Raw genomic sequence first — 22,216 nt, forward strand, 5'->3', positions numbered from 1 at the left:
CATCAGCGGTTGTAGCGGTAGTCGGCGGCGATCGCCCGGTGGTCGCTGCCGTCCTCCGGCAGCACCCAGGAGTCGGTGGGCCGCATGCCGCGGCTCATGATCTGGTCGATCCGGGCCATCGGGAACTGGGCCGGGTAGCTGAAGCCGAAGCCGGAGCCCGCCGTGCCCTGGGCCGAGCGCAGCTGCGAGGTGATGGGGGCCAGGCTGCGGTCGTTCATCGTCCCGTTCATGTCGCCTAGCAGCAGCACGTGGCCCAGCGGCTCGGCCTGGATCGCGTCGCCCAGCGCCTGCGCGCTGACGTCGCGCTGCCCGGCCGTGAAACCGCTGTCGAACTTCACCCGGACAGAGGGCAGGTGGGCGACGTAGACCGCGAGCGGGCCCTGCGGGGTCGCCACCTCGCTGCGGAAGGCCCGGGTCCAGCCGATCTTGATGTCCACCACCCGGGTACCGCTGATCGGGTACTTCGACCAGAGCCCGACGGTGCCCTCCACCACGTGGTACGGGTACACCGGCGCCAGCCCGCTGGTGTACAGGGACAGCTCGCCGGCCGGCAGTTCCTCCAGCGCGACGATCTGCGCGCCGGAGCCGTTGACCAGGCGGACGGTGCTCTGCGGGTCGTGGTTGGCGGCCCAGACGTTGTGGGTCAGCACGGTGAAGTCGCCCTTGCCGGTGCCCTTGTCGCCGAGCAGCCCGCCGAAGAGCCCGAACCAGAGCACGGTGGGCAGCAGCAGCACGATCAGCGCGGTGGCCGAGCGGCGCAGCAGCGCGGTGAGCAGCAGCACCGGGACGAACAGGCCCAGCCAGGGCAGGAAGGTCTCCAGCAGGCTGCCGAAGTTGCCGAAGGAGTTGGGCACCTGCCGGTGCAGGCCCAGCAGCAGCGCCAGCAGGGCGCCGAACGCCGCGCTCACCCAGCCGCGCCGCCAGGTCGAGCTGCCGCGGCGGTCCTTGCCCCAGTCGAGCACCCAGGGCCGGCGGCGGGCGGAACCGGAGCCGGGCTGCCCGTCGGCCGCCGTGAGGGCGCTCGCGCCGGTGGCCGCCGCGGCGCCGTCCGGCGGCGCCGCTTCCTGCTCGGCCTGCGTCATCTGGTGACCCCTTGTCGGTCGTCCGGTACCTGTCCAGGCCGCGCCGGATTTATCCAGCCTTAACAGGATCTTCGGCCCAGCCTATGCGGAGACAGACGCGCGGGACGCCAGCCCGGGTTCCACCGGACAGGCCTGGCGTTGGTGGACGACCGGTCCGGCGGTCAGCCGGTGGGCACGCCGCGCGACGGGCCGCACAGCCCCTCCAGCAGCGAGTCCACGATAGTGGCGGGCAGCTCGGGGTCGTCCAGCGGCGATTCGTCCCAGAGCACCGTGCGCAGCAGCATCGGGCCGATCAGCATCTCGCCGAGCAGCTCGACGTCCAGGTCGGCGCGGAACTCGCCCGCGGCCACACCGCGCCCCACCACCTGGTGGATGATCCGGCGGCGGCGCATCACCACCTGGTCGTAGTAGACCTCCTTGAGCGCGGGCATCGAGTGCATCTGGTCCAGCACCACCCGCAGCACCCAGCGCGAGCGCTTGGCCAGGCCCCGGCGGCGCATGAAGTCCAGGATCACCACCAGGTCGTCGCGGGCGCTGGTGCCGGGCAGCACCGGCTCCGGCTCCTCCAGCCGGACCAGCACGTCGACCAGCAGCGCCTCCTTGTTGGGCCAGCGCCGGTAGATGGTGGCCTTGCCGACCCCGGCGGCCTGGGCGATGCCCTCGATGGTGAGGTCCGCCAGGCTCTTGCCGTCCGTCATCAGCCGCTCGACGGCCTCGCAGATCGCCTGCTCGGCCGCCTCCGAACGGGGCCGCCCCCGCCGCGGCGGCACGCAGTGCGGCGCCGCGGCGGGGGCGGTGAGGGTGGCCTGACGCTCCGTGTCCATGGCCCCATTCTCCATCGTGCGGATCAGGCCTTGGTCGGCTGGACCGCCGGGGCCGCCTCGGCCTCGGCCCCGGTGGGCGCGCCGGCACCCGGGCGGCCGGGGGCGGCGATCCTGGCGGGCAGGAAGAACCAGGCCAGCACCACGCCGACCAGGGTGACCCCGGCCGAGACGCTGGCCACCACGTGCATCGCGTGGACGAAGGAGTCGAAGGCGGGGCTGATCAGGCCGGCGCCCTTGGGGCCCATGCTCTGGGCGATCCCGACGGTGGCCTCCACCGACTCCCCCGCCTTGTCGCGCAGCGGCTGCGGCAGCGGGGCGAGCTTGTCGGCGATGCCGTTGCGGTAGCTGGTGGAGAGCACCGCGCCGAGCACCGCGACCCCCAGCGAGCCGCCGACCTGGCGGAAGGTGTTGTTGATCGCCGAGCCGGCGCCGGCCTTCTCGCGCGGCAGCGAGCCCATGATCGCCACGGTCACCGGCGGCATCACGTGCGCCATCCCGGCGCCCATGATGAAGCCGATCACCTCGAGCACCCAGATCGGGGTGGTCCGCCCGAGCAGCAGGTAGCCGAGGAAGGCGAGCGCGATCAGGGCCATACCGCCCGAGCAGGTGGCCCGCACGCCGAGCCTGTCGACCACCAGCCGGGCCCGGGGGGCGAAGATCAGCTGGGCGCAGGCCAGCGGCAGCATCAGCGCGCCGGAGGCCAGCGCGCTGTAGCCGCGCACGCTCTGGGTGTAGAAGACGCCGAAGAAGGAGACGCCCATCAGCGCGAAGAAGACCATGCCGATCACCGTCACCGAGGTGGCGAAGGCCTTGTTGCGGAACCAGCTGACGTTGAGCGCGGGGTGCTCGATCCGCTTCTCGTAGACCACGAAGGCGGCCAGCGCCAGCACCCCGATCGCCACCGGCACCCAGGCCTGGGTCGCGGTGATGTCGGCCAGGTCGCCGGCCTTGATGATGCCGTAGATCAGCGCCACCAGGCCGACGATCGACAGCAGCACGCCGATCGGGTCGAGCTTGCCGGGGTTGGGGTCGCGGGAGTCCGGGACCAGCAGCGTCATCACGACCAGCGCCACCACGACGATCGGGACGTTGATCAGGAAGACCGAGCCCCACCAGAAGTGCTCGATCAGCAGTCCACCGGTGATCGGGCCGATCGCGATCGCCAGGCCCACCGCGCCGGCCCAGATGCCGATCGCCTTGGGCTGCTCGTGCCGCTCGAAGACGTTCATGATGATCGCCAGCGTGGCGGGCATCACGAAGGCGCCGCCCAGGCCCATCACCGCGCGGAAGGCGATCAGCTCGCCGGGGCTGGTGGCGAGCGCGGAGAGCAGCGAACCCGCGCCGAAGATCAGCATGCCGGTCAGCAGCGTCTTCTTGCGGCCGAACCGGTCACCGAGCAGCCCGGAGGTGAAGAGCAGGCCGGCGAAGACCAGCGTGTAGGAGTTGATCGCCCATTCGAGGTCGCTCTGGCTGGCGCCCAGACCCACCGGCGCCGGGGTCGCGATGGTCTTCATCGCGACGTTCAGGATCGAGCTGTCGAGGACGACGACGAGCAGCGCCAGGATCAGCGTGCCGAGGATCGCCCACCGTCGACGGTGGATGGCTTCCGGAACGCGTGGCGCGGTGCCGGCTGGTGCGGTGGTCATACGTCTGTCCCGTTCCGTACGGAGGTGTGCGGGCTTCCTGGGACTCAGCGAGACGGAAGCGTCTCGTAATCCCCCGCCGAGAACTCTACTGCCATTTGCGATACGAGACGTACCCGTATCGCAAAACCCTGGCAACGATTAGGGGTCGCGATCCGCAACCCCGGCTCTTTGCGCCGCGAGCGGGCCGTGCAAGCATGGAGGAGATCCGGGGACGCCGCACGGCGCCACGAGACCACAACCCTTCAGGAGCCTGTTCCATGAACGCTTCTCAGCTTCCGCCTGCCCAGACGCCTGCCGCGGGAGCGGCGCCGACGTCCCAGGGGCGGACTCTCTACGGCGGCGTGACCAACCGGCGGGTCACCGTCCGGGACCTGGCCGCCGCCAAGCGGCGCGGCGAGCGGTGGGCGATGCTCACCGCCTACGACGCCCTGACCGCCGGCGTCTTCGACGAGGCCGGGATCCCGGTCCTGCTGGTCGGCGACTCGGCCGGCAACTGCCACCTCGGCTACCAGACCACGGTGCCGGTCACCATGGACGAGATGGTGATGCTCTCGGCCGCCGTGGTGCGCGGCACCGAGCGCGCGCTGATCGTCGGCGACATGCCGTTCGGCTCCTACCAGGAGTCCCCCGCCCAGGCCCTGCGCAACGCCGCCCGGCTGATGAAGGAGGCCGGGGTCGGCGCCGTCAAGCTGGAGGGCGGCGAGCGCAGCGCCCGCACCATCGAGCTGCTGGTCGAGGCCGGGGTGCCGGTGATGGCGCACATCGGGCTGACCCCGCAGTCGGTGCACGCGCTCGGCGGCTACCCGGTGCAGGGCCGGGGCGACGAGGCGGCGCACAAGCTGCAGCGCGACGCCAAGGCCGTGCAGCAGGCCGGTGCCTTCGCCGTGGTGCTCGAGGCGGTACCGGCCGAGCTGGCCACCCAGGTCACCGAGTCGCTCTCGGTGCCGACCGTGGGCATCGGCGCCGGGGCCGGCTGCGACGCCCAGGTGCTGGTCTGGACCGACATGGCCGGGATGACCTCGGGCAGTGTGCCGTCCTTCGTCAAGCAGTACGCCAACCTGCGCAAGGTGCTGGGCGATGCCGCCCGCGAGTACGCCGCCGAGGTGCTCGGCGGCAGCTTCCCGGCGGCGGAGCACAGCTTCAAGTAAGACCGACCAGGCCCGCTGTCAGGTGCCCACCGGCTCCTGACAGCGGGCCGACCGCCGTGACAGTGCCGTGAGAGCGGCCTGGCAGCGGGGGCGGACAGTCTTGGCGCATGACAACGACGACCACCGCCCCGAACGACCAGGGGCACCGCGGCACCCTGCGCATCGCCGGCCAGGCCAGTGCCGAGCAGGCCGGCACCGACCGGGCCAACGCCGTCGAAGCGCGCGGGATCGTCAAGCACTACGGTGCGACGAAGGCACTGGACGGCGTCGACCTGACGGTCCGCCAGGGCACCGTGCTCGGCGTGCTCGGCCCCAACGGAGCCGGCAAGACCACGCTGATCCGGGTGCTCTCCACCCTGATCAAGCCGGACGCCGGCACCGCCGCCGTCGCCGGCTACGACGTGCTGCGCCAGCCCAAGCAGCTGCGCCGCGCCATCGGCCTGACCGGGCAGTACGCCTCGGTGGACGAGTTCCTCTCCGGCTCGGAGAACCTCTACATGATCGGTCGGCTGCTCGACCTCTCCCGCAAGGACGCCAAGGCCCGCGCCGCCGAGCTGCTGGAGCGCTTCTCGCTGACCGAGGCCGCCGGGCGCCCGGCCAAGACCTACTCCGGCGGGATGCGCCGCCGGCTCGACCTGGCCGCCAGCATGATCGGCCGTCCCCGGGTGCTCTACCTGGACGAGCCCACCACCGGCCTCGACCCGCGCACCCGCAACGAGGTCTGGGCGGAGGTGCGGCAGATGACGGCCGAGGGCACCACCGTGCTGCTCACCACCCAGTACATGGAGGAGGCCGAGCAGTTGGCCACCGACCTGACCGTGATCGACCGCGGCAAGGTGATCGCCAACGGCACGGTGGACGGCCTGAAGGCGGAGGTCGGCGGCCGGACCCTGCGGGTGCGCCCGGCCCGCCCGGACGAGCTGGCCGAGATGGTCCGCTGCCTGACCGACGCCGGGGTCGCGGGGGTCACCGCCGCCCGGGACGGCGACCAGCTCACCGTGCCGATCAGCGGGGACGAGCAGCTGACCACCGTGATCGGGGTACTCGGCGGCCGCGGCTTCGGCATCGCCGGCATCGACACCGACGTACCCAGCCTGGACGAGGTCTTCCTCGCCATCACCGGCAAGCCCGCCGCCACCGAGGAGACCCAGCGATGAGCACCGCGACCGCCACCCTGCCGCGCCCCGCCGGCCCGCCGGCCCGCCAGGACCCGGACAGCCGCACCACCGTGCGCGACCACCTGCGCCACATCGGCGCGCTGACCCGGCGCAACCTGATGCGGATCAAGGCCGACCCGGAGTCGATGTTCGACGTCGTGCTGATGCCGATCATCTTCACGCTGCTCTTCGTCTACGTCTTCGGCGGCGCCGTCTCCGGCAACCAGCAGGCCTACAAGCAGTACCTGATCCCCGGCCTGCTCGGCGGCACCGGGCTCAACCTGGCGATGGCAGTGGGCACCGGCCTCAACTCGGACCTGCAGACCGGCGTGATGGACCGGTTCAGGTCACTGCCGATCGCCCGCTCCTCGGTGCTGGTCGGCAAGATGATCGCCGAGGCGCTGCGCGGGCTGCTCTCCTTCACCATCCTGATCCTCTTCGCGCTGCTGCTCGGCCTGCAGTTGAAGACCGGGATCGGCGGGGTGCTCGGCGCGGTCGGGCTCTCGCTGGTCTTCGGGATGTCGCTGGTCTGGATCTCGATGCTGCTCGGCCTGGTGATGAAGAACGCCCAGTCGGTCCAGGGGGTCAGCATGCTGGTGGTGATGCCGCTGCAGTTCGGCAGCTCGATCTTCGCGCCGACCAGCACCATGCCCGGCTGGCTGCGCGCCTTCACCAAGTACAACCCGCTCTCCAACCTGGCCGACGCCTGCCGCAGCCTGATCAACGGCGGACCGCTGGCCCACTCGGTGACCATGGTGCTGGTCTGGTCGGTGACGGTCACCGCGATCACCGCGCCGCTGGCGGTGCGGCGGTTCCGCAAGCGGGTCTGACCTGCCGGCCGCGTGTCAGAGCTCGGCCAGCACCGTGTCCAGCAGGGCGGCGACCTCCTCCCAGGAGAAGGCACTGCCCTGCTCGCACGCGTCCCGGTACCCCGCCTCACCCAGCATCGCGGTCAACGTCCGCTCGCGGATGTCGCGTTCGATCCGGACCAGGAACGAGCCCTGCGCGCCGAACCGGCCGACGCTGTGCGCCCCCTCCAACACGGCCGCCCAGCGGGCGAGTTCGCGGTCGTCGTCGCGCTCGGCCCGGACCACCAGGGTGCCGGCCATCACCGGGAGCAGCAGCAGCGTGACGTGCTGGGTGAAGGCCAGCACCACCGACGGCACCTCGCGCAGCTCGCGCAGCCCGGTCCGCAGCGCGGCCACTCCTTCGTCCACCTGCCCGCCGCGGGCCAGCACCAGGCCCTCGGTGCAGGAGACCAGGGCGTTGGTGAGCCCCGGCACACCGGGGCCGAAGCGGGCCTGCGCCGCCCGCAGCCGGTGCAGTTCCTCGCGGGCGGCGGTGAAGTCACCCTGGTGCGCGTAGAACCCGCTGAGCACCGTGTGGCCGAAGATCAGGGCACCGTCGGCCTGCTGGCCGGCGCCCTGGGCATCCGCGATGCCCAGGCGGATCAGCCGCTCGCCCTCGGCCCGGTCCCGCTCCAGCAGCGCCTCGCCGAGCCGCACCCGCAGCAGCGGCACGTCCTGCGGGGCGTCGAGCTCCTGGGCCAGCTCGATGGCCCGCCGGTAGGCGGCCACCGCGGTGTCGACGTCGCCGACGCAACCGGCCGTCTCGGCCTGCGCCGCGAGCGCCTCCGACATGCCCCAACTGTCGCCGAGCCGGGAGTAGATCGCCATCGCCTCGTCGCCGTCCCGCCGGGCCCGCGCCAGGCCGCCGACCTGGTCGTTGAGCATCTTGGCGCGCAGTTGCAGGGTCCAGGCCAACTCGCTCTCGCGCCCGTAGCGGCGGCAGCCGTCGACGGTCCGGTCGAGCAGCGGGAGCATCTCGTCGGGTTGGCCGGCCAGGAAGCAGGCGAAGATCCGCAGCAGCGCCGGGTGTTGGTAGGCCTGCGGCAGGTCGGGGTGGTACGCGCGCAGGATCCGCGGCGCGCGCTCGGCCAGCGCGTGGTCGCCCATCGCCTCCATGAGGCCCTCGAACTGGACGACCAGTTGCAGGATCCAGGCCTGCCGGCGGGCCTCGGCCAGGACCACCGGCGGCCAGGGCAGCGGGTGGCTGAGCGGGCCGGACTCCAGCGGTTCGGGCGCGGGGGCGTCCTCGGCGAACGGGTCGGTGGTGAGCGCGCAGACCTGGTCGATCCAGCCGCGGGACTCGGCGCGGTAGTCGCGCAGCACCCAGAACCAGACCATGCCGAGCACCATCGCCAGCGCGTCCGGCTCGGCACCGGTGTCCAGCGCGTGGCGCAGCGCGGCCCGGACGTTGTCCTGCTCGCGTTCCAGTACGCCCATCAACCGCAGTTGCTGGTGGCCGCGCAGATGCGGTTCGGCGCAGCGCACCACCTCGCGGAAGGTGGTCAGGTGCCGGGCGGCGACGGCCGGCCGCTCACCGGACTCCGCGAGCCGCTCGGCGGCGTACTCGTGGATCGTCTCCAGCATCCAGTAGCGCGGCGGGCCCTGCGGGTCCAGGCCGGCGACCAGCAGCGACTTGTCGACCAGCGAGAGCAGCAGCTCGGCCACCGCATCGCCGTCGACCGCGCCGGCACCGGCCGGGCCGGTGTCCGCGCAGACCGCCGCGGCGTCCTCCAGGGTGGCGCCACCGGCGAAGACCGACAGGCGGCGCAGCACCGCGCGTTCGCGCTCGTCCAGCAGCTCCCAGCTCCAGTCGACCACCGCGCGCAGGGTCTGCTGGCGGGGCAGCAGCACCCGGCTGCCACCGGTGAGCAGTGCGAACCGGCCGTCCAGCCGGTCCGCCAGCTGACGGGAGGTCAGCGCGCGCAGCCGGGCGGCGGCCAGCTCGATGGCCAGCGGCAGGCCGTCCAGCCGGCGGCAGATCTCGGCGGCGGCAGCCGGGTCGTCGCTCACCGCGAAGCCGGGCCGGGCCGCCGCGCCGCGCTCGTCCAGCAGACGCAGCGCGATCGGGTCCGGCAGCGGCTCGACCGACAGCACCGCCTCGCCCGGCACGCCGAGCGGCTCGCGGCTGGTGGCCAGGATGCTCAGGTGCGGGCACTCGGTGAGCAGCCGGTCGGCCAGCTCGGCGGCGGACTGGATCAGGTGCTCGCAGTTGTCGAGCAGCAGCAGCATCCGGGCCCGGCCGCAGTGCTCGATGATCCGGCGCACCGGATCGTCCGGTCGGCTGTCGGTCACCGGGTGGTGCAGCACGGTGCCGCGCAGGCCGAGCGCGGAGAGCACCGCGTCGGGGATCGCGGCCGGGCTCTCCAGCGGGGCCAGCTCGGCCTGCCAGACGCCGTCCGGCCACCGGTCGTCCGCCTGGGCGGCACGGCCGGCCTCGACGGAGAGCCGGGTCTTGCCGGAGCCGCCGGGCCCGGTGAGGGTGACCAGCCGGGCCGAGCCGATCAGCTCGGCCAGCGTGGCCAGGTCCTGCTCGCGGCCGACGAAGCTGGTCAGCCGGGGTCGCAGGTTGCCGCCGCCGGAGCGGTCGAACGGCGCGGCGGCGGCGGTCGGGGGCGCGGCGGCGATCGAGGACGCCGGGGATATCGACCCCTGCTGGAGCAGCTCCTGGTGGACGGCGCGCAGCTCGGCGCCCGGGTCGGTGCCCAGCTGCTCGGCCAGCGCCCGGCGCAGCCGCTCGTAGCGCTCCAGCGCCTCGGCGGTGCGGCCGCAGCGGTGCAGCGCGCGGATCCAGAGCACGTGCAGCGGCTCGTCCAGCGGGTGGTCCGCGCAGAGCCCGGCGAGTTCGGCCGCCACCTCCACCGCCCGCCCGAGCGCCAGGTCTGCGCCGATCCTGGCCCGGCGGGCCTCGGCCCACTGGGCCTCCAGGCGCACCGCCCGGCCGGCCCGGTCCGGCAGGTCGGCCAGCGCCGGGCCGCGCCACAGCGCCAGTGCCTCGCGCAGCTGCTCGGCGGCGGCCCGCGCGTCACCGGCCGCCAGCGCCCGCTGCCCGTGCTCGGCCAGCTGCTGGAACCGGGTCAGGTCGCTCTGACGCTGCGTCAACCAGTAGCCGGCCGGGCCCGATCCGACCTCCTCGCGACCGATGGTGCGGCGCAGCCGGCCGACCAGGGTCTGCAGCGCGGCGGCCGAGTCCTGCGGCAGCTCACCGTCCCAGACCTCGGCCACCAGGGCCTCGGCCGGTACCGGGCGGCCCTGGCGCACCACCAGCGCCGCGAGCAGCGCGCGCAGCCGGGCGCCGCCGAGCGGGACCGGGGTGCCGTCGTCGTGATGAGCGGTCGTGGTGCCGAGGATGCCGTAGTGCACGAGGACCATTCTGCTGCTTCCCCCCGGCCGCCTCCCCCACGCACCGAACGGAACGGGGCCGGGCCGTGAGACGTTCACTTGTCGACGGCGCGGGCCGACCGGCATGATCGGTGGAGCCTGCACCTCCATTTACCACCGTTTGCCATCCCTTGACGGAGACCCGTTCCCATGAGCTTTGCCACCACACGCCGCCCGACCAGCGAGGAGCGCCGGATCAGCCCGGTGTTCTGGGTGCTGCTGGCGACCCTGGGCACCTCGGGCTGGGCGGTGTGGACCGGCTACGGCTCGACCCGCTTCGCGGTCTTCCTCTTCGTGGTGGCCGGCTGGATGGTCTCGCTCTGCCTGCACGAGTACGCGCACGCCCGCACCGCGCTGCACGGCGGGGACATCACGGTGGGCGCCAAGGGCTACCTGACGCTCAATCCGTTCAAGTACGCCAACTCGGTGACCAGCTTCGTGCTGCCGGTGGTCTTCGTGGTGCTGGGCGGCATCGGCCTGCCCGGCGGCGCGGTCTTCATCGAGCGCAACCGGATCCAGGGGCGGCTCAAGCACAGCCTGATCTCGGCGGCCGGGCCGCTGGTCAACCTGGCCTTCGCGGTGGCGCTGCTGGTCCCGGTGGGCGCCGGCTGGCTGGACGGGGTGAAGCCGGAGTTCCTGGCCGCCCTGTCGTTCCTCGGCATGCTCCAGATCAGCGCCGCGCTGCTGAACCTGCTGCCGATCCCCGGCCTGGACGGCTACGGGATCGTCGAGCCCTGGCTCTCGGCGCAGACCCGCCGCGCGGTCGCGCCGTTCGCGCCGTACGGGATGCTGGCGGTCTTCATCGTGCTGTGGCAGTCCAAGGTCAACACCTGGTTCTTCAACCTGGTCTACGACGTGATGAACCTGTTCGGCGTGGACCGCACCTTCGCCTGGGCCGGGGACTACCTGTTCCGGTTCTGGACGAACTAGCCGTCCGGCGGCCCTAGCCGCGCTGGCCGGCCGCCCGCTCCAGCTTCTCCTTGCGCAGGTAGTACCAGGCGATGTTGCTGGCCACGCCGGCCATCAGCACCCAGATCACGCCCAGCCAGTTGCCCTCCACGAAGGAGACCACGGCGGCACAGACCGCGAGGACGAAGACGATCGAGGCGTACAGGGCGTTGCGGGGCATGACGGCCGGCTCCAGGGAGATCGGGTGGGTTTACGTACCCCATTCTCACGGAAGGTCCGGATCCGCCCGCAGCCGGGTGGGTCCGGACCTTCCGTGTCGTCACGCGATCGTCATGCCCGGACAGCACTGCGTCACCTGCGCGTCGGTCACACGTCGGTGATCCGCAGCCCCGCGTGCGCCTTGTAGCGCCGGTTGACCGAGATCAGGTTGGCCACCAGCGACTCGACCTGGTGGGCGTTGCGCAGCCGGCCCGCGTAGACGCCGCGCATGCCGGGGATCCGGGCGGCCAGCGCCTGGACCAGGTCGGTGGCGGCCCGCTCGTCGCCGAGGACCAGCACGTCGGTGTCGATCGAGTCGATCTGCGGGTCCTGCAGCAGCACGGCGGACAGGTGGTGGAAGGCGGCGGTGACCCGCGAGTTCGGCAGCAGCGCGGCGGCCTGCTGGGCGGCGCTGCCCTCCTCGGGCGTGAGCGCGTAGGCGCCCTGCTTGTCGAAGCCCAGCGGGTTGACGCAGTCCACCACGACCTTGTCCGTGAGCTCGCCGGCCAGGGTGGCCAGCAGCTCACCGTGGCCCGCCCAGGGCACCGCGACGATCACGATGTCGCTCTGCCGGGCGGTGGCCGCGTTGTCCGCGCCGCGCACGCCCAGGCCGAGTTCCGCGGCTGCGGCCTCGGCCCGTTCGGCGCTGCGCGAGCCGATGATCACCTGCTGGCCGGCCTTGGCCAGTCGGTAGGCCAGGCCGCGCCCCTGGTCGCCGGTGCCGCCGAGGACACCGACCACCAGCTGGGTGACGTCGGGCAGTTCGGGGGCGGGGTTCGCTGATTCGAGGGAAGTCATACCGAGATCCTGCCAAAGCCGCGGGCCCACCTCCATCCTGGCGTGATGGACGTGACGAGAGTGAGCGCACTGCGCGAGGTCCTGTCCGGTTCGCCGCTGCTGGACTCCACCAGGAGCTTCGCCGGCTCGCTGCGCCGCGCGGTGACCCGGCGCTCGGCGCTCGGCCTGCTGCTGGTCGGCAGCGCGGGGTACGAACCCTGGCACCTGGCGGCGCACCTGGACGACGAGGCGAGCTGGTCCCGGCTTCCCGGCCTGGCACCGACCCTGATCCGCCATCAGGTGCCCGACCCGGCCACCGCCGCACCGCAGTTGCGGCACGACCTGCGGCGACTGGCCGCCGCCGGGCGCGGCGAGACGGTGCTGGTGGTCACCCCGCGGGACCCGGGCGGCGCGTTGCTGGAGCGGGTGCACGACGCCCGCCGCGGTGGCGCGACGGTGCTCGCCCTGGCGGCGGACGCCCCCGAGCTGGCCGGGCTCGCGGACGAGAGCCTGACCGTGGAGAGCCCCGACGAGCCGGGGTTCGACCTGGTGCAGCACCTGGTCAGCGCGGCGGCGGGCGAGCGGCCCCGGTCGCGGTTCGCGGGGCTGGCGGGGCTGTCCCGACTGGTCGGGCAGTTCACCACCGAGCCGGTCAACCGCTGGTGACCCGCCAGGCCCGCCAGGCCCGCCACGAGACCGGCGGTCGGCGGCCCGGATGGTCTCGGCGCCCCGGATAATCCGTTGCGCCCACCGAGCCGCAGCCCGCAGGATGTCCGCTCGTGACCGAGGCCTGCCATACCGCACCTGAACCGCCGCCCCCGAGCCTGCTGCGCCGCCTGCGCCCCGACCTGGCGCCGATGCGGACCTCCCGGGACTTCCGGCTGCTCTGGGGCTCGGGCTGCGTCTCCAGCTTCGGCAGCTTCCTCACCTACGTCGCCGTCCCGCTGCAGATCAAGCAGCTGACCGGCTCCTACCTGGCGGTCGGCTCGATCGGCGCGGTCGAGCTGCTCCCGCTGATCGTCTTCGGCCTCTGGGGCGGCGCGCTGGCCGACGCGCTGGACCGCCGCAAGCTGGTCCTCTGCGCGGAGGCCGGACTGGGCCTGCTGAGCGGCGTGCTGCTGCTCAACGCGCTGCTGCCGCACCCCCGGCTCTGGCCGCTCTACCTGGTGGCCGGCCTGGTCGCGGCCCTGGACGGCCTGCAGCGCCCGGCGCTGGACACGCTGGTGCCGCGGATCGTGCCGCACGAGCAGATGACCGCCGCGTTCTCGCTGATCTCGCTCTACCGCAGCACCAGCACCATCGCCGGCCCGGCGCTGGCCGGCTTCATCGTGGCGTACGGCGGCGGCCCGGCCACCGCCTACGCGCTGGACGTGGTGACCTTCGCCGTCTCGCTCCTGCTGCTGGTGCGGCTGCGCGCGGTGCCGCCGCCGACCGGGGCCGCCAAGCCCTCGGTGGCGGCGATCATGACGGGTGTCCGGTACGCCTGGAGCCGTCCGGAGCTGCTGGGCACCTACCTGGTGGACATCGCCGCGATGCTCTTCGCCTTCCCGAACGCGATCTTCCCGTTCCTCGCCGACGACCTGCACGCCGACTGGGCGCTGGGGCTGATGTACGGCGCCACGGCGGTCGGCGCGCTGCTCGTCTCGGCCACCAGCGGCTGGGCCGGCGCCGTCCACCGGCACGGCCGGATGGTGCTGCTGGCCGCTCTCGGCTGGGGCGCGGCGATGACCCTGGCCGGGCTGGCGGGCAACATCTGGCTGGTCCTGCTCTGCCTGGCGGCGGCCGGCGGCGCGGACATGATCAGCGGGATGGGCCGCTCCACCATGTGGAACCAGTCCATCCCGGACGAGCTGCGCGGCCGGCTGGCCGGGGTGGAGCTGCTCAGCTACTCGGTCGGCCCGAACCTGGGCCAGGTGCGGGCCGGCGGCACGGCCGCGGTGGTCGGCGCCCGGGGTTCGGTCTGGCTGGGCGGGGTGGCCTGCCTGCTGAGCGTGGGCGGGCTGGCGGCGGTGCTGCCGAAGCTGCTCGCCTACGACGCGCGGACCGACCCGCACGTGGCGGCGGCCCGCGCGGCGCGCGAGGCCTCCGCCGCGCGCGAGGGCGGCAGCGCGGGTGGGGCCGGCGCGGCACAGGCGGCGACGGTCGGGGTCCAGGCCGACTGAGCGGGCGTCAGCCCCGGTCCTCCTCGGGAGGTTCGGCGCTGTCGTTCCACCGCGGGTCGTGGCTCCACTCCTCGTTGCGCTCGCGCGCCGTCTCCAGCGCGTGCTCCGCCTCCTCACGGGTCTCGTACGGGCCGAGCCGGTCCTTGGCCGGGCACTCCGGGCCCTCCTCGACCTTCTGGTGCTTGAGGCAGAAGTACCACTCGCCCGGTTTCCCGGCGGTCCTCCGCTTGAACAGCGCCATGTTCTCCTCCTCGTCCGCTACTGCTGATCATGCCCGCCGGCGCCTTCGCACACACAGCCGGGACGCCGGAGCCGAGCGCTAGACTCGCCGCCATGGCTCACCTCGTTCCCGGCATCCAGTCCCCCACTCGCAAGGTCCCGGCACACATCGCCCGACCGGAGTACGTCGGCAAGCCCGGTCCGACGCCGTACACCGGGCCCGAGGTGCAGGACGCGGAGACCATCGAGAAGATGCGGATCGCCGGCCGGATCGCCGCCCGGGCGATGGCGGCGGCGGCCGAGCTGATCGCGCCCGGGGTGACGACCGATCAGTTGGACGTGGTGGCCCACGAGTACATGTGCGACCACGGCGCCTACCCGTCCGACCTGGGCTACCGGGGCTTCCCGAAGTCGATCTGCACCTCGGTCAACGAGGTGATCTGCCACGGGATCCCGGACTCGACGGTGCTCCAGGACGGCGACATCGTCAACATCGACGCCACCGCCTACATCCACGGGGTGCACGGCGACCTGAACGCCACCTACCTGTGCGGCGAGGTGGCCGAGGAGTCGCGACTGCTGGTGGAACGGACCCGGGAGTCACTCGACCGGGCGATCAAGGCGGTCAAGCCGGGGCGCCAGATCAACGTGATCGGCCGGGTGATCGAGTCCTACGCCAAGCGCTTCGACTACGGCGTGGTGCGCGACTTCACCGGGCACGGGATCAACACCTCGTTCCACTCCGGCCTGATCATCCCGCACTACGACAGCGACCGGGCGACCCAGGTGATCCGGCCCGGGATGACCTTCACCATCGAGCCGATGCTCACGCTGGGGACGTACGACTACGAGATCTGGCCGGACGGCTGGACGGTGGTCACCAAGGACCGCAAGCGGACCGCGCAGTTCGAGCACACGCTGCTGGTCACGGCCGACGGTGCGGAGATCCTCACCCTGCCGTGACGGCCGAGGCCGAGGCCGTGACCGGGCCCGGGGGCGCACCCCGGGCCTGACCGCACGGCCGCTCTAGCCGATCAGCCACTGCTCCTCGGCGACGGCGCCCACCTCGGTGCAGGCGTCGGTGAGCACGTCCAGCACGCGCAGCGGGTCCGGCAGCGGCTGCTCGGGCCCGCGCAGCCAGCGGACCTGCGAGCCGTCGGGCAGCGCGGCCGGGGGCAGCAGGGTGTAGGAGCCGCGGCAGTGCCAGCGCAGGCCCGGGTGCTCGGACATGGTGTCCGGGTAGGTGTCCAGCGCGCTCGACCACCACTCGTCCTCGTCCTCCGGCCGGCCGCGGGTGGCGGTGAAGAAGAGGTAGCGCTCCTCACCGACGGCAGCGACCGGCCCCTCCACGCCGAGCGCGGTGAGCCGGTCGAGCGCGAGGCGGCCGGCCTCGGCGGGGACGTCCAGCACGTCGTGGGCGCGTCCGGTGGCGGTGATGAAGTTGGCGAGCGGGTCACGGGTGAGCCAGCGGGTCAGCTGCTCGGCATCGGTGGTGGCCTGCGACTGCCAGGCGAAGGAGACCGGATGCTGCGCCGGGGCCGGACAGCCGACCCGGTCGCAGGAGCAGCGGTAGCCCGCCGGGTGCGCGGCCGGGGCGAGCGGGAAGCCGGCCTCGACCGCGCCCAGCAGCAGTTCGAGCCGGGCCGCGGGGGAAGTCTCGCCTGCGTCCGACCCGGTGCGCTGCCGATCGCGTCGCTGCCACCACGTCGTCCACCTGCTGCTGGCTTCCATCGGGCCCCTTTCGCACGGCTGTGACGGGTGCGGCACAGTGTCGCTCCTACGGACGCAAACGCCCGGCGCTGCCCACGGCTTCCCGGGATCACCGGTGCGCCGCTCCTCGGCGGCGGCGGTCGTCAGGCGGGGTCGGGCGCGTCGTCGCGCGCCGTAGCCGACCCGCGACGGGCCGCTGACCCGGGTCGGGCCCGAGGGCGTACAGAGCAGGATAAGGGAGTATCCAGGTTGCCCGGACCGGGGGGTGTACGGGCCGCGGTGTTCGAGCCACAGCGCCGGAGCACGGCTCGGCGGACGCCGCGTTTGGGCCGACCGGGCCATCGGTGCGAAGCTGGCCGGATGAGGAGCGCGGATACGGAATTCATCGGTGGGCCGCTGGACGGCCGGGTACTGCCGGTCTACCTCAGTCCGTTCAACGCGGTGCCCAAGGTCTACCAGGTACCGGTGCCCGCGACCGACGAGCAGCCGGCCCGCACGCTGGTGTACCTCCGGGCCAAGCGGTACAGCTCGAAGGGGCGACCGCGCTGGGTGTACGAGTACCAGGTGCCGGAGTCCGAGCGGCCGCTCGAGGAGCAGCGCCCCGAAGAGCAGCGGCCCGACCCCGGAACGGAGCGGCCGGAGTCGGGCGCCGAGTGACTCACCCCTCCTCGGCCAGGATCAGGTAGAGCTTCTTCCTGGCCTCGACCAGCACCGCGAGCCCCTTGGTCCGCTGCTCCTCGGTGCCGGTGGACATCACCTGCCGGATCGCCTGCTCCACCGAGGCCAGCGCCTGGCCGACCTCGTGCACGGCCTCCCAGTCGATCCCGCGTCCGGCCTCCTGCCAGGGCTCGGCGGCCCCCGCCTCGGCCTGCGCCCGACCGGTCTCGGTCAGCGTGAACAGCCGCTTGCCGCCGGTCTCCTGAGCCTCGATCAGCCCCTCCTCCTCCAGCAGCTGGAGGGTCGGGTAGACCGAACCCGGGCTGGGCCGCCAGGCCCCCGACGTCCGCTCACCGATCTCGGTGATCATCTCGTAGCCGTGCATCGGCCGCTCCTTGAGCAGCGCCAGCAGCGAGGCCCGCACATCACCACGACGGGCCCGCCCGCCGTGCCGCCCGCGCCCCCGGCCGCCGTGGCCGCCGAAGCCGCCCCGGAACGGACCGCCGAACGGTCCCCCGAAGGCCCCGCCACCGGGCGGGAACGGCGGGCCGTAAGCCTCACGCTGCTCGGCGTACTCGCCCGGGATCCGGTCGAACGGCCGACCACCGTCGCGGCGACCACGGCCGCCGCCGGTCATCCTCTGCCTGCGCATGACGCGCACCACCTTTTCGCATCGGCCGACGAAGCGCTCACGAGGTTTCGCGAGCTACCTTCGTACGATCTCGATGCTTCGACGATATATCGGTAACTGTCGCTCGTCAACGACAACCGAGCACGCACCCCGGCGCGACCGGACTCCACGGGACGGCAGCGGGGGGGCAGCGGGGGGCAGCGGGAGGACAGCGGCGACCGGGACGGTCAGCCGATGGTGAGGACGACCTTTCCGGTGACGCGGCCGGTGTCGCCGAGCCGGTGGCCCTCGGCGGCCTGGTCGAGCGGGAACTCGGCCGCCACGACGGCGCGCAGCCGGCCCGCCGCCGCCAGCTCGGCGATCGCTTGCATACCCGCCTGGTCCGCCTCGACCAGCAGGCCGCGGGAGCGCACCCCGCGCGCGGCGGCCCGCTCGGCCAGGTCCGCCGGGAGGTTCATCAGCGAGATGGAGATCAGCTGGCCGCCGGGCCGCAGGACCTCCAGGGAGCGCACCGCCGTGTCGCCGCCGAGGGTGTCGAGGACCAGGTCGACCGGGGCGATCTCGGTGAAGTCCGCGGTCCGGTAGTCGATCAGCTCGTCGGCGCCCAGCTCGCGCAGCAGCGCGTGCTTGGGGGCGCTGGCGGTGCCGATCACATGGGCGCCGCGCTCCTTGGCGATCTGGACGGCGAGGTGGCCGACCCCGCCGGCGGCCGCGTGGATCAGGACGCGCTGGCCCGGCTGGACCTCCGCCGCGTCCACCAGGGCCTGCCAGGCGGTCAGGGCGGCCAGCGGGAGCGCGCCCGCCTGGACGTGGTCGATCGCCGCCGGCTTGCGCACCAGCGCGCGGGCCGGGGCGACGACGTACTCGGCGAACGAGCCGACGCCGTGCGGGTAGGGCAGCATGCCGAACACCTCGTCGCCGGCCTGGTGCAGGGTGACGCCGAGGCCGACGGCCTCGACGACACCGGCGACGTCCCAGCCGAGCACCAGCGGCAGGCGGTCGACCAGGCCGGGGAACTGGCGGTGCTTCCAGTCGGTCGGGTTCATGCCCGCCGCCCGGACCCGGACGAGCGCCTCGGAGGGGCCAGGGGTGGGGCGGTCGAGTTCGACCCGGTGCAGGACTTCCGGGCCGCCGTACGTGGTCTGGCTGATCGCGTTCATCGTGGTCATGTGCCCAGGATGTCCCGGTGCCGAGCTGCGGGAACAGTGGCCCGGAGGCCATGATGTGCAAGAATCGGGCCATGCCTGCTGCCGTGCACCGTGTCGTGGTCCTGGCCCTGGACGGGGTCATTCCGTTCGAGCTGAGCCTGGCGTCGAGGCTGTTCGGGGTCGCTGCCGACGCGGACGGGCAGCCGCTCTACCAGGTGGTCACCTGCTCGCCGGACGGCCGACCGGTGCGGACCGCCGCCGACTTCTCGATCACCGTGGAGCGCGACGCCTCGGCGCTGGCCGAGGCGGACACGGTGGTGATCCCGGCCGCCGAGCAGTTCGCCGAGATCACCGGCCCGGACGCGCTGCCGCGCCGGATGGCCGAGGCGCTGAGCCGGGTGGGGCCCGACACCCGGATCGTCGGGATCTGCGTCGCCACCTTCGTGCTGGCCGCGGCCGGCCTGCTGGACGGCCGGCCCGCCGCCACCCACTGGCACCACAGCGCCCGCTTCCGCCGGCTCTACCCCGAGGTCGAACTCGCCCCGGACGTGCTGTTCGTGGACACCGGCCGGGTGCTGACCTCGGCGGGCGCGGCGGCCGGCATCGACCTGATCCTGCATGTGATCCGCAAGGACCACGGCAGCGCGGTCGCCAACCACGTCGCGCGGCGGTGCGTCGTCCCGCCGCAGCGGGAGGGCGGTCAGGCCCAGTACGTGGAGCGGCCGGTGCCGCAGGACTCGGCCAACGGGACGTCCGCGACCCGCGCCTGGGCGCTCGACCGGCTGCACGAGCCGCTCCAGCTGGCGGATCTGGCCCGGCACGCGGACATGAGCCGGCGCACGTTCACCCGCCGGTTCCGGGCCGAGGTCGGGCTGAGTCCCGGCCAGTGGCTCACCCAGCAGCGGGTCGAGCTGGCCCGGCAGTTGCTGGAGAGCAGCGACCTGCCGGTGAGCCGGGTCGCCGAGCGGGCCGGTTTCGGCACCGACGCCGCGCTGCGGCAGAACCTGCACGCCGCGATCGGCGTCTCGCCCGGCGCGTACCGGCGCACCTTCCGGGCCTGACCGGCCTCAGGCCCGGCGGCGCAGCACCACGACCCGATCGCCGCTGAACAGCACCGCATAGCCGCTCCCCGGGTGCAGCGCCGCGAGGTAGCCGGCCGGGTCGGGCGCGACCGGGTCGTGCTCGGCGAGTTCCAGGCAGACGTACTGCGGCGCCGCCTGCCTGGCGGCGCCGATCAGGTAGGTGTCGTCGCGGGCGGCCAGTGGGGCCAGCGTGACCAGCGAGGACTCGACCCGGACACCCGGCGGGATCCGGGCGATCGCGGCGCGCAGCGCGGCGACATGCGGCCCGCCCGGCCAGGCACCCGGATCGGCGAGTCCGCCGAACCCGACCGGCAGGCTGACCAGGCAGGCCACCGCGATCACCGGGGCGGCCGCGACCACCGCTTCGGCATAGTGCTTCAGCCAGGGCGGCGCGGCCTCCCGGCAGCGCCGGACCGCGTCCGCCAGCGCGAGGAAGAGGATCGGCATCAGGGTCGCGCTGTAGTGCCAGTCCGGGCCCCAGAACGCCGGGTTGGAGCTGGCGAACCGCCAGGCCAGGGTGGGCAGGGCGATGATCGTCAGCGGTGAGCGCAGGGCCAGGAATCCGACGATGCCCAGCAGCCAGCCCATCGTCTTCCAGACCGTCAGGCGGGTGAACGGAGCGCCGAACACCTGCCCGAGGTTCGGCTGGACCCCGCCGGGCAGTTTGGACCAGTAGTCGTACTGGTGCAGCGGGTTGAAGTGCGGGACGAGCAGCGCGAACGTCAGGGCCGCGAAGCCCAGCCCGAGGAGGACCAGCACCGACCCGGTGCAGCGGCGGCGTCCCGACCAGGCCAGCAGCACGCCCACGACCGCGACGGTCAGCCCGAGGTCCTCCTTGACCAGCACCAGCGGCAGCGACCACCAGGCGGCGCGCTCCCATCTGCCCAGCAGGATCTGCCGACCGACCACGGCGAGCAGCGGCACGGCGAAGGCGATCTCGTGGAACTCCGCGTCGATCGCGCGCTGCAGGCCCCAGGAGAGACCGTAGGCGGTACCGATCTGCAGGCCCTGCGCGCGCCGGTGCAGGACGCGGGCCGAGGTCTGCGACACCACGCCCACCGACCAGGCGAAGAGCGCGGCCTGACCGACCAACAGCGTTGCGGCGGACGGCACCAGGCGGAAGAACGGGGCGAGCAGCAGCAGGATCGGCGACCAGTGGTCGCCCAGCGCGTTGAAGCCCGGACCCTTGGCCGAGACCAGCGGCGCCCCGAAGTGGGCGTATCCCTTGACCGCTTCGGTGAAGATGGCCAGGTCCCAGGAGGGTGAGCCGAAGCGTTCGTAGCGGACCAGCGCGAGCAGGCAGTACCCGGCCAGGAACGCCAGGGCGAGGGCGAGGTGCGGCCAGTTCTCGAACAACCGGTCGGGGCAGCGCAGGCGCACGGCGCGCCTCCAGCCCGCGGTGCGCTGGGGCGGGGTCGCGCTCTCGCGGAGCTGCGCCATGCAAGTGCCTTCCTGAGCTGCCCGAATGAGGTGCGGGACGGCTGCACGGTATCCCGGGCCGCTTCGGACGCCAGGGCCGCTGATCGCGAACTGCCGTGAGCTTCCGTCGATCGGAGCAGGGCCGAGGACAGGTGCTCAGCTCCTCAGGTCCTAGGCTGGGCGCATGGACTCGTCCCCCCTCCCCGCGGTGCTGCGGATCGTGTCGCGCTCCTCCCCGATGGCACTGGCCCAAGTGGCAAGGTTCCGGGCCGAACTGGCCGAACTGCACCCCGGGATCCGCACCGAGGTGGTCCCGGTGACCACCGCCGGCGACCGCTGGACCGGCTCGCTCTCGGCGCTCGGCGGCAAGGGGGCGTTCACCAAGGAGGTGGACGCCGCGCTGCTCGCGGGCGAGGCCGACGTCGCCGTGCACTGCGTCAAGGACGTGCCGGCCGACCGGCCGCTGCCGGCCGGCACCGTCTTCGCCGCCGTGCTGCGCCGCGACGACCTGCGCGACGCCCTGGTGCACCCCGACGGATTGACGCTCGATCAGCTGCCGCCGGGCAGCAGGATCGGCACCTCATCGGTCCGCCGGGTGGCCCAACTCGCCGTCAGCCACCCCCAGCTGAGCTGCGTGCCGATGCGCGGCAACGCCAACGGCCGGCTGGCCAAGCTGGCCGCCGGCGAGGCCGACGCCCTGCTGCTGGCCGCCGCCGGGCTGGCCCGGATCGGCGAGCAGCGGCAGATCAGCGAGGTGCTGAGCCTGGAGACGATGTGCCCGCCGATCGGCGCCGGCGTGCTCGCCCTGCAGTGCCGCGAGGACGACACCGCCACCATCGAGGCGGTGCGCGGCCTGAACGACGAGGCCGCCTGGCGCGAGACGACGGCCGAGCGGATGTTCCTGCACGTGCTGCAGGGCCACTGCAACAGCCCGATCGCCGGCTACGCGCGCGCCGAGCGGGACGGGCGGCTCTCGCTGCGCGGCCGGGTCTTCACCCCCGACGGCAAGACGGTGCTGGACGCCCACGAGTGGGCCGGCCCGCTGGACCCGGCGACCCTGGGGACCTCGGTGGCGGTGGCGCTGCTGCGCCAGGGGGCCCGGGAGCTGATCGACAGCATCCCGCACTGACCGCCGCCCCGGCTGTCACGGGCCGCACGCCC

Annotated in this window: 21 protein-coding genes; 10 read left to right on the forward strand and 11 right to left on the reverse strand. The window is 73.3% G+C overall.

All coding sequences use genetic code 11. From position 1 onward, the window contains the following. Positions 1-2: 2 nt before the first annotated feature. From OG403_RS11140 to OG403_RS11150, 3 genes are all read right to left on the reverse strand, one after another. Complete coding sequence (locus tag OG403_RS11140; RefSeq protein WP_329563670.1) at positions 3-1,082, reverse strand: endonuclease/exonuclease/phosphatase family protein; 1,080 nt, start codon at positions 1,080-1,082, stop codon at positions 3-5. A 161-nt stretch (positions 1,083-1,243) separates the two neighbouring features. Next, positions 1,244-1,906: a TetR/AcrR family transcriptional regulator gene (locus tag OG403_RS11145; RefSeq protein WP_329563672.1), complete on the reverse strand. Its 663-nt coding sequence runs from the start codon at positions 1,904-1,906 to the stop codon at positions 1,244-1,246. 23 nt (positions 1,907-1,929) lie between these two features. Continuing rightward, a complete protein-coding gene (locus tag OG403_RS11150; RefSeq protein ID WP_329563673.1) occupies positions 1,930-3,552 on the reverse strand; it encodes an MFS transporter in 1,623 nt (540 codons plus the stop codon). Between the two features lie 257 nt (positions 3,553-3,809). Here OG403_RS11150 and panB point away from each other — a divergent pair, with 257 nt between their 5' ends. The 3 genes from panB to OG403_RS11165 all read left to right on the forward strand — a co-directional run bounded on the left by panB (position 3,810) and on the right by OG403_RS11165 (position 6,687). After that, positions 3,810-4,700 (forward strand): 3-methyl-2-oxobutanoate hydroxymethyltransferase, encoded by an 891-nt coding sequence (gene panB / locus OG403_RS11155; RefSeq protein WP_329563674.1) that lies wholly within the window; start codon positions 3,810-3,812, stop codon positions 4,698-4,700. Between the two features lie 107 nt (positions 4,701-4,807). Then, on the forward strand, positions 4,808-5,857 hold the full coding sequence (locus tag OG403_RS11160) for an ATP-binding cassette domain-containing protein (RefSeq protein ID WP_329563676.1): 1,050 nt from the start codon (positions 4,808-4,810) through the stop codon (positions 5,855-5,857). Then, complete coding sequence (locus OG403_RS11165) at positions 5,854-6,687, forward strand: ABC transporter permease (RefSeq protein WP_329563678.1); 834 nt, start codon at positions 5,854-5,856, stop codon at positions 6,685-6,687. Before OG403_RS11160 ends, OG403_RS11165 begins: the two co-directional genes overlap by 4 nt. Before the next feature lie 15 nt (positions 6,688-6,702). Here OG403_RS11165 and OG403_RS11170 read toward each other — a convergent pair whose 3' ends face one another. Next, positions 6,703-10,065, reverse strand: coding sequence for an AfsR/SARP family transcriptional regulator (locus OG403_RS11170; RefSeq protein ID WP_442910901.1), 3,363 nt, complete (start codon positions 10,063-10,065; stop codon positions 6,703-6,705). Positions 10,066-10,233: 168 nt separating this feature from the next. Here OG403_RS11170 and OG403_RS11175 point away from each other — a divergent pair, with 168 nt between their 5' ends. Further along, positions 10,234-11,013 (forward strand): site-2 protease family protein, encoded by a 780-nt coding sequence (locus OG403_RS11175; RefSeq protein WP_329563683.1) that lies wholly within the window; start codon positions 10,234-10,236, stop codon positions 11,011-11,013. 13 nt (positions 11,014-11,026) lie between these two features. Here OG403_RS11175 and OG403_RS11180 read toward each other — a convergent pair whose 3' ends face one another. Together OG403_RS11180 and npdG are read right to left on the reverse strand one after the other, a co-directional pair. Continuing rightward, complete coding sequence (locus OG403_RS11180) at positions 11,027-11,212, reverse strand: hypothetical protein (RefSeq protein WP_329563685.1); 186 nt, start codon at positions 11,210-11,212, stop codon at positions 11,027-11,029. 146 nt (positions 11,213-11,358) lie between these two features. Further along, complete coding sequence (gene npdG, locus OG403_RS11185) at positions 11,359-12,048, reverse strand: NADPH-dependent F420 reductase (RefSeq protein WP_329563686.1); 690 nt, start codon at positions 12,046-12,048, stop codon at positions 11,359-11,361. 45 nt (positions 12,049-12,093) lie between these two features. Between npdG and OG403_RS11190 the strand changes: the two genes are divergently transcribed. Beyond that, positions 12,094-12,693, forward strand: a complete 600-nt coding sequence (locus OG403_RS11190; RefSeq protein ID WP_329563688.1) for a hypothetical protein — start codon at positions 12,094-12,096, stop codon at positions 12,691-12,693. A 191-nt stretch (positions 12,694-12,884) separates the two neighbouring features. Further along, entirely contained in the window at positions 12,885-14,189 is a 1,305-nt protein-coding gene (locus OG403_RS11195; RefSeq protein ID WP_329572248.1) for an MFS transporter, read from the forward strand. Between the two features lie 7 nt (positions 14,190-14,196). On the opposite strand, the gene OG403_RS11200 is transcribed toward OG403_RS11195, so the two are convergent. After that, complete coding sequence (locus OG403_RS11200; protein ID WP_329563690.1) at positions 14,197-14,430, reverse strand: hypothetical protein; 234 nt, start codon at positions 14,428-14,430, stop codon at positions 14,197-14,199. 92 nt (positions 14,431-14,522) lie between these two features. On the opposite strand from OG403_RS11200, the gene map reads away from it, so the two are divergent. Beyond that, positions 14,523-15,371, forward strand: a complete 849-nt coding sequence (gene map, locus OG403_RS11205; RefSeq protein ID WP_329563692.1) for a type I methionyl aminopeptidase — start codon at positions 14,523-14,525, stop codon at positions 15,369-15,371. A gap of 63 nt (positions 15,372-15,434) precedes the next feature. Here the strand turns inward: map and OG403_RS11210 are convergent, their stop codons facing one another. Continuing rightward, the gene (locus OG403_RS11210; protein WP_329563693.1) at positions 15,435-16,139 is read right to left on the reverse strand and encodes a bifunctional DNA primase/polymerase; all 705 of its coding nucleotides are present in this window, start codon (positions 16,137-16,139) and stop codon (positions 15,435-15,437) included. A gap of 339 nt (positions 16,140-16,478) precedes the next feature. Here OG403_RS11210 and OG403_RS11215 point away from each other — a divergent pair, with 339 nt between their 5' ends. Then, positions 16,479-16,775, forward strand: coding sequence for a hypothetical protein (locus tag OG403_RS11215; RefSeq protein ID WP_329563694.1), 297 nt, complete (start codon positions 16,479-16,481; stop codon positions 16,773-16,775). A gap of 1 nt (position 16,776) precedes the next feature. Here the strand turns inward: OG403_RS11215 and OG403_RS11220 are convergent, their stop codons facing one another. Both OG403_RS11220 and OG403_RS11225 read right to left on the reverse strand, forming a co-directional pair. Next, complete coding sequence (locus OG403_RS11220) at positions 16,777-17,427, reverse strand: PadR family transcriptional regulator (RefSeq protein ID WP_442910902.1); 651 nt, start codon at positions 17,425-17,427, stop codon at positions 16,777-16,779. 206 nt (positions 17,428-17,633) lie between these two features. Further along, positions 17,634-18,566 carry an NADP-dependent oxidoreductase gene (locus OG403_RS11225; RefSeq protein ID WP_329572252.1) on the reverse strand — a complete coding sequence of 311 codons (933 nt, stop codon included), beginning with the start codon at positions 18,564-18,566 and terminating at the stop codon, positions 17,634-17,636. An 80-nt stretch (positions 18,567-18,646) separates the two neighbouring features. Between OG403_RS11225 and OG403_RS11230 the strand changes: the two genes are divergently transcribed. Next, a complete protein-coding gene (locus OG403_RS11230; RefSeq protein ID WP_329563696.1) occupies positions 18,647-19,615 on the forward strand; it encodes a GlxA family transcriptional regulator in 969 nt (322 codons plus the stop codon). A 6-nt stretch (positions 19,616-19,621) separates the two neighbouring features. Here OG403_RS11230 and OG403_RS11235 read toward each other — a convergent pair whose 3' ends face one another. Beyond that, complete coding sequence (locus OG403_RS11235; RefSeq protein WP_329563697.1) at positions 19,622-21,076, reverse strand: DUF2079 domain-containing protein; 1,455 nt, start codon at positions 21,074-21,076, stop codon at positions 19,622-19,624. Between the two features lie 163 nt (positions 21,077-21,239). Here OG403_RS11235 and hemC point away from each other — a divergent pair, with 163 nt between their 5' ends. After that, positions 21,240-22,184: a hydroxymethylbilane synthase gene (gene hemC / locus OG403_RS11240; protein WP_329563698.1), complete on the forward strand. Its 945-nt coding sequence runs from the start codon at positions 21,240-21,242 to the stop codon at positions 22,182-22,184. Positions 22,185-22,216 lie beyond the last annotated feature (32 nt).

Origin of the sequence: Kitasatospora sp. NBC_01266 (assembly GCF_036242395.1) — a bacterium.
Taxonomy (GTDB): Bacteria; Actinomycetota; Actinomycetes; order Streptomycetales; family Streptomycetaceae; genus Kitasatospora.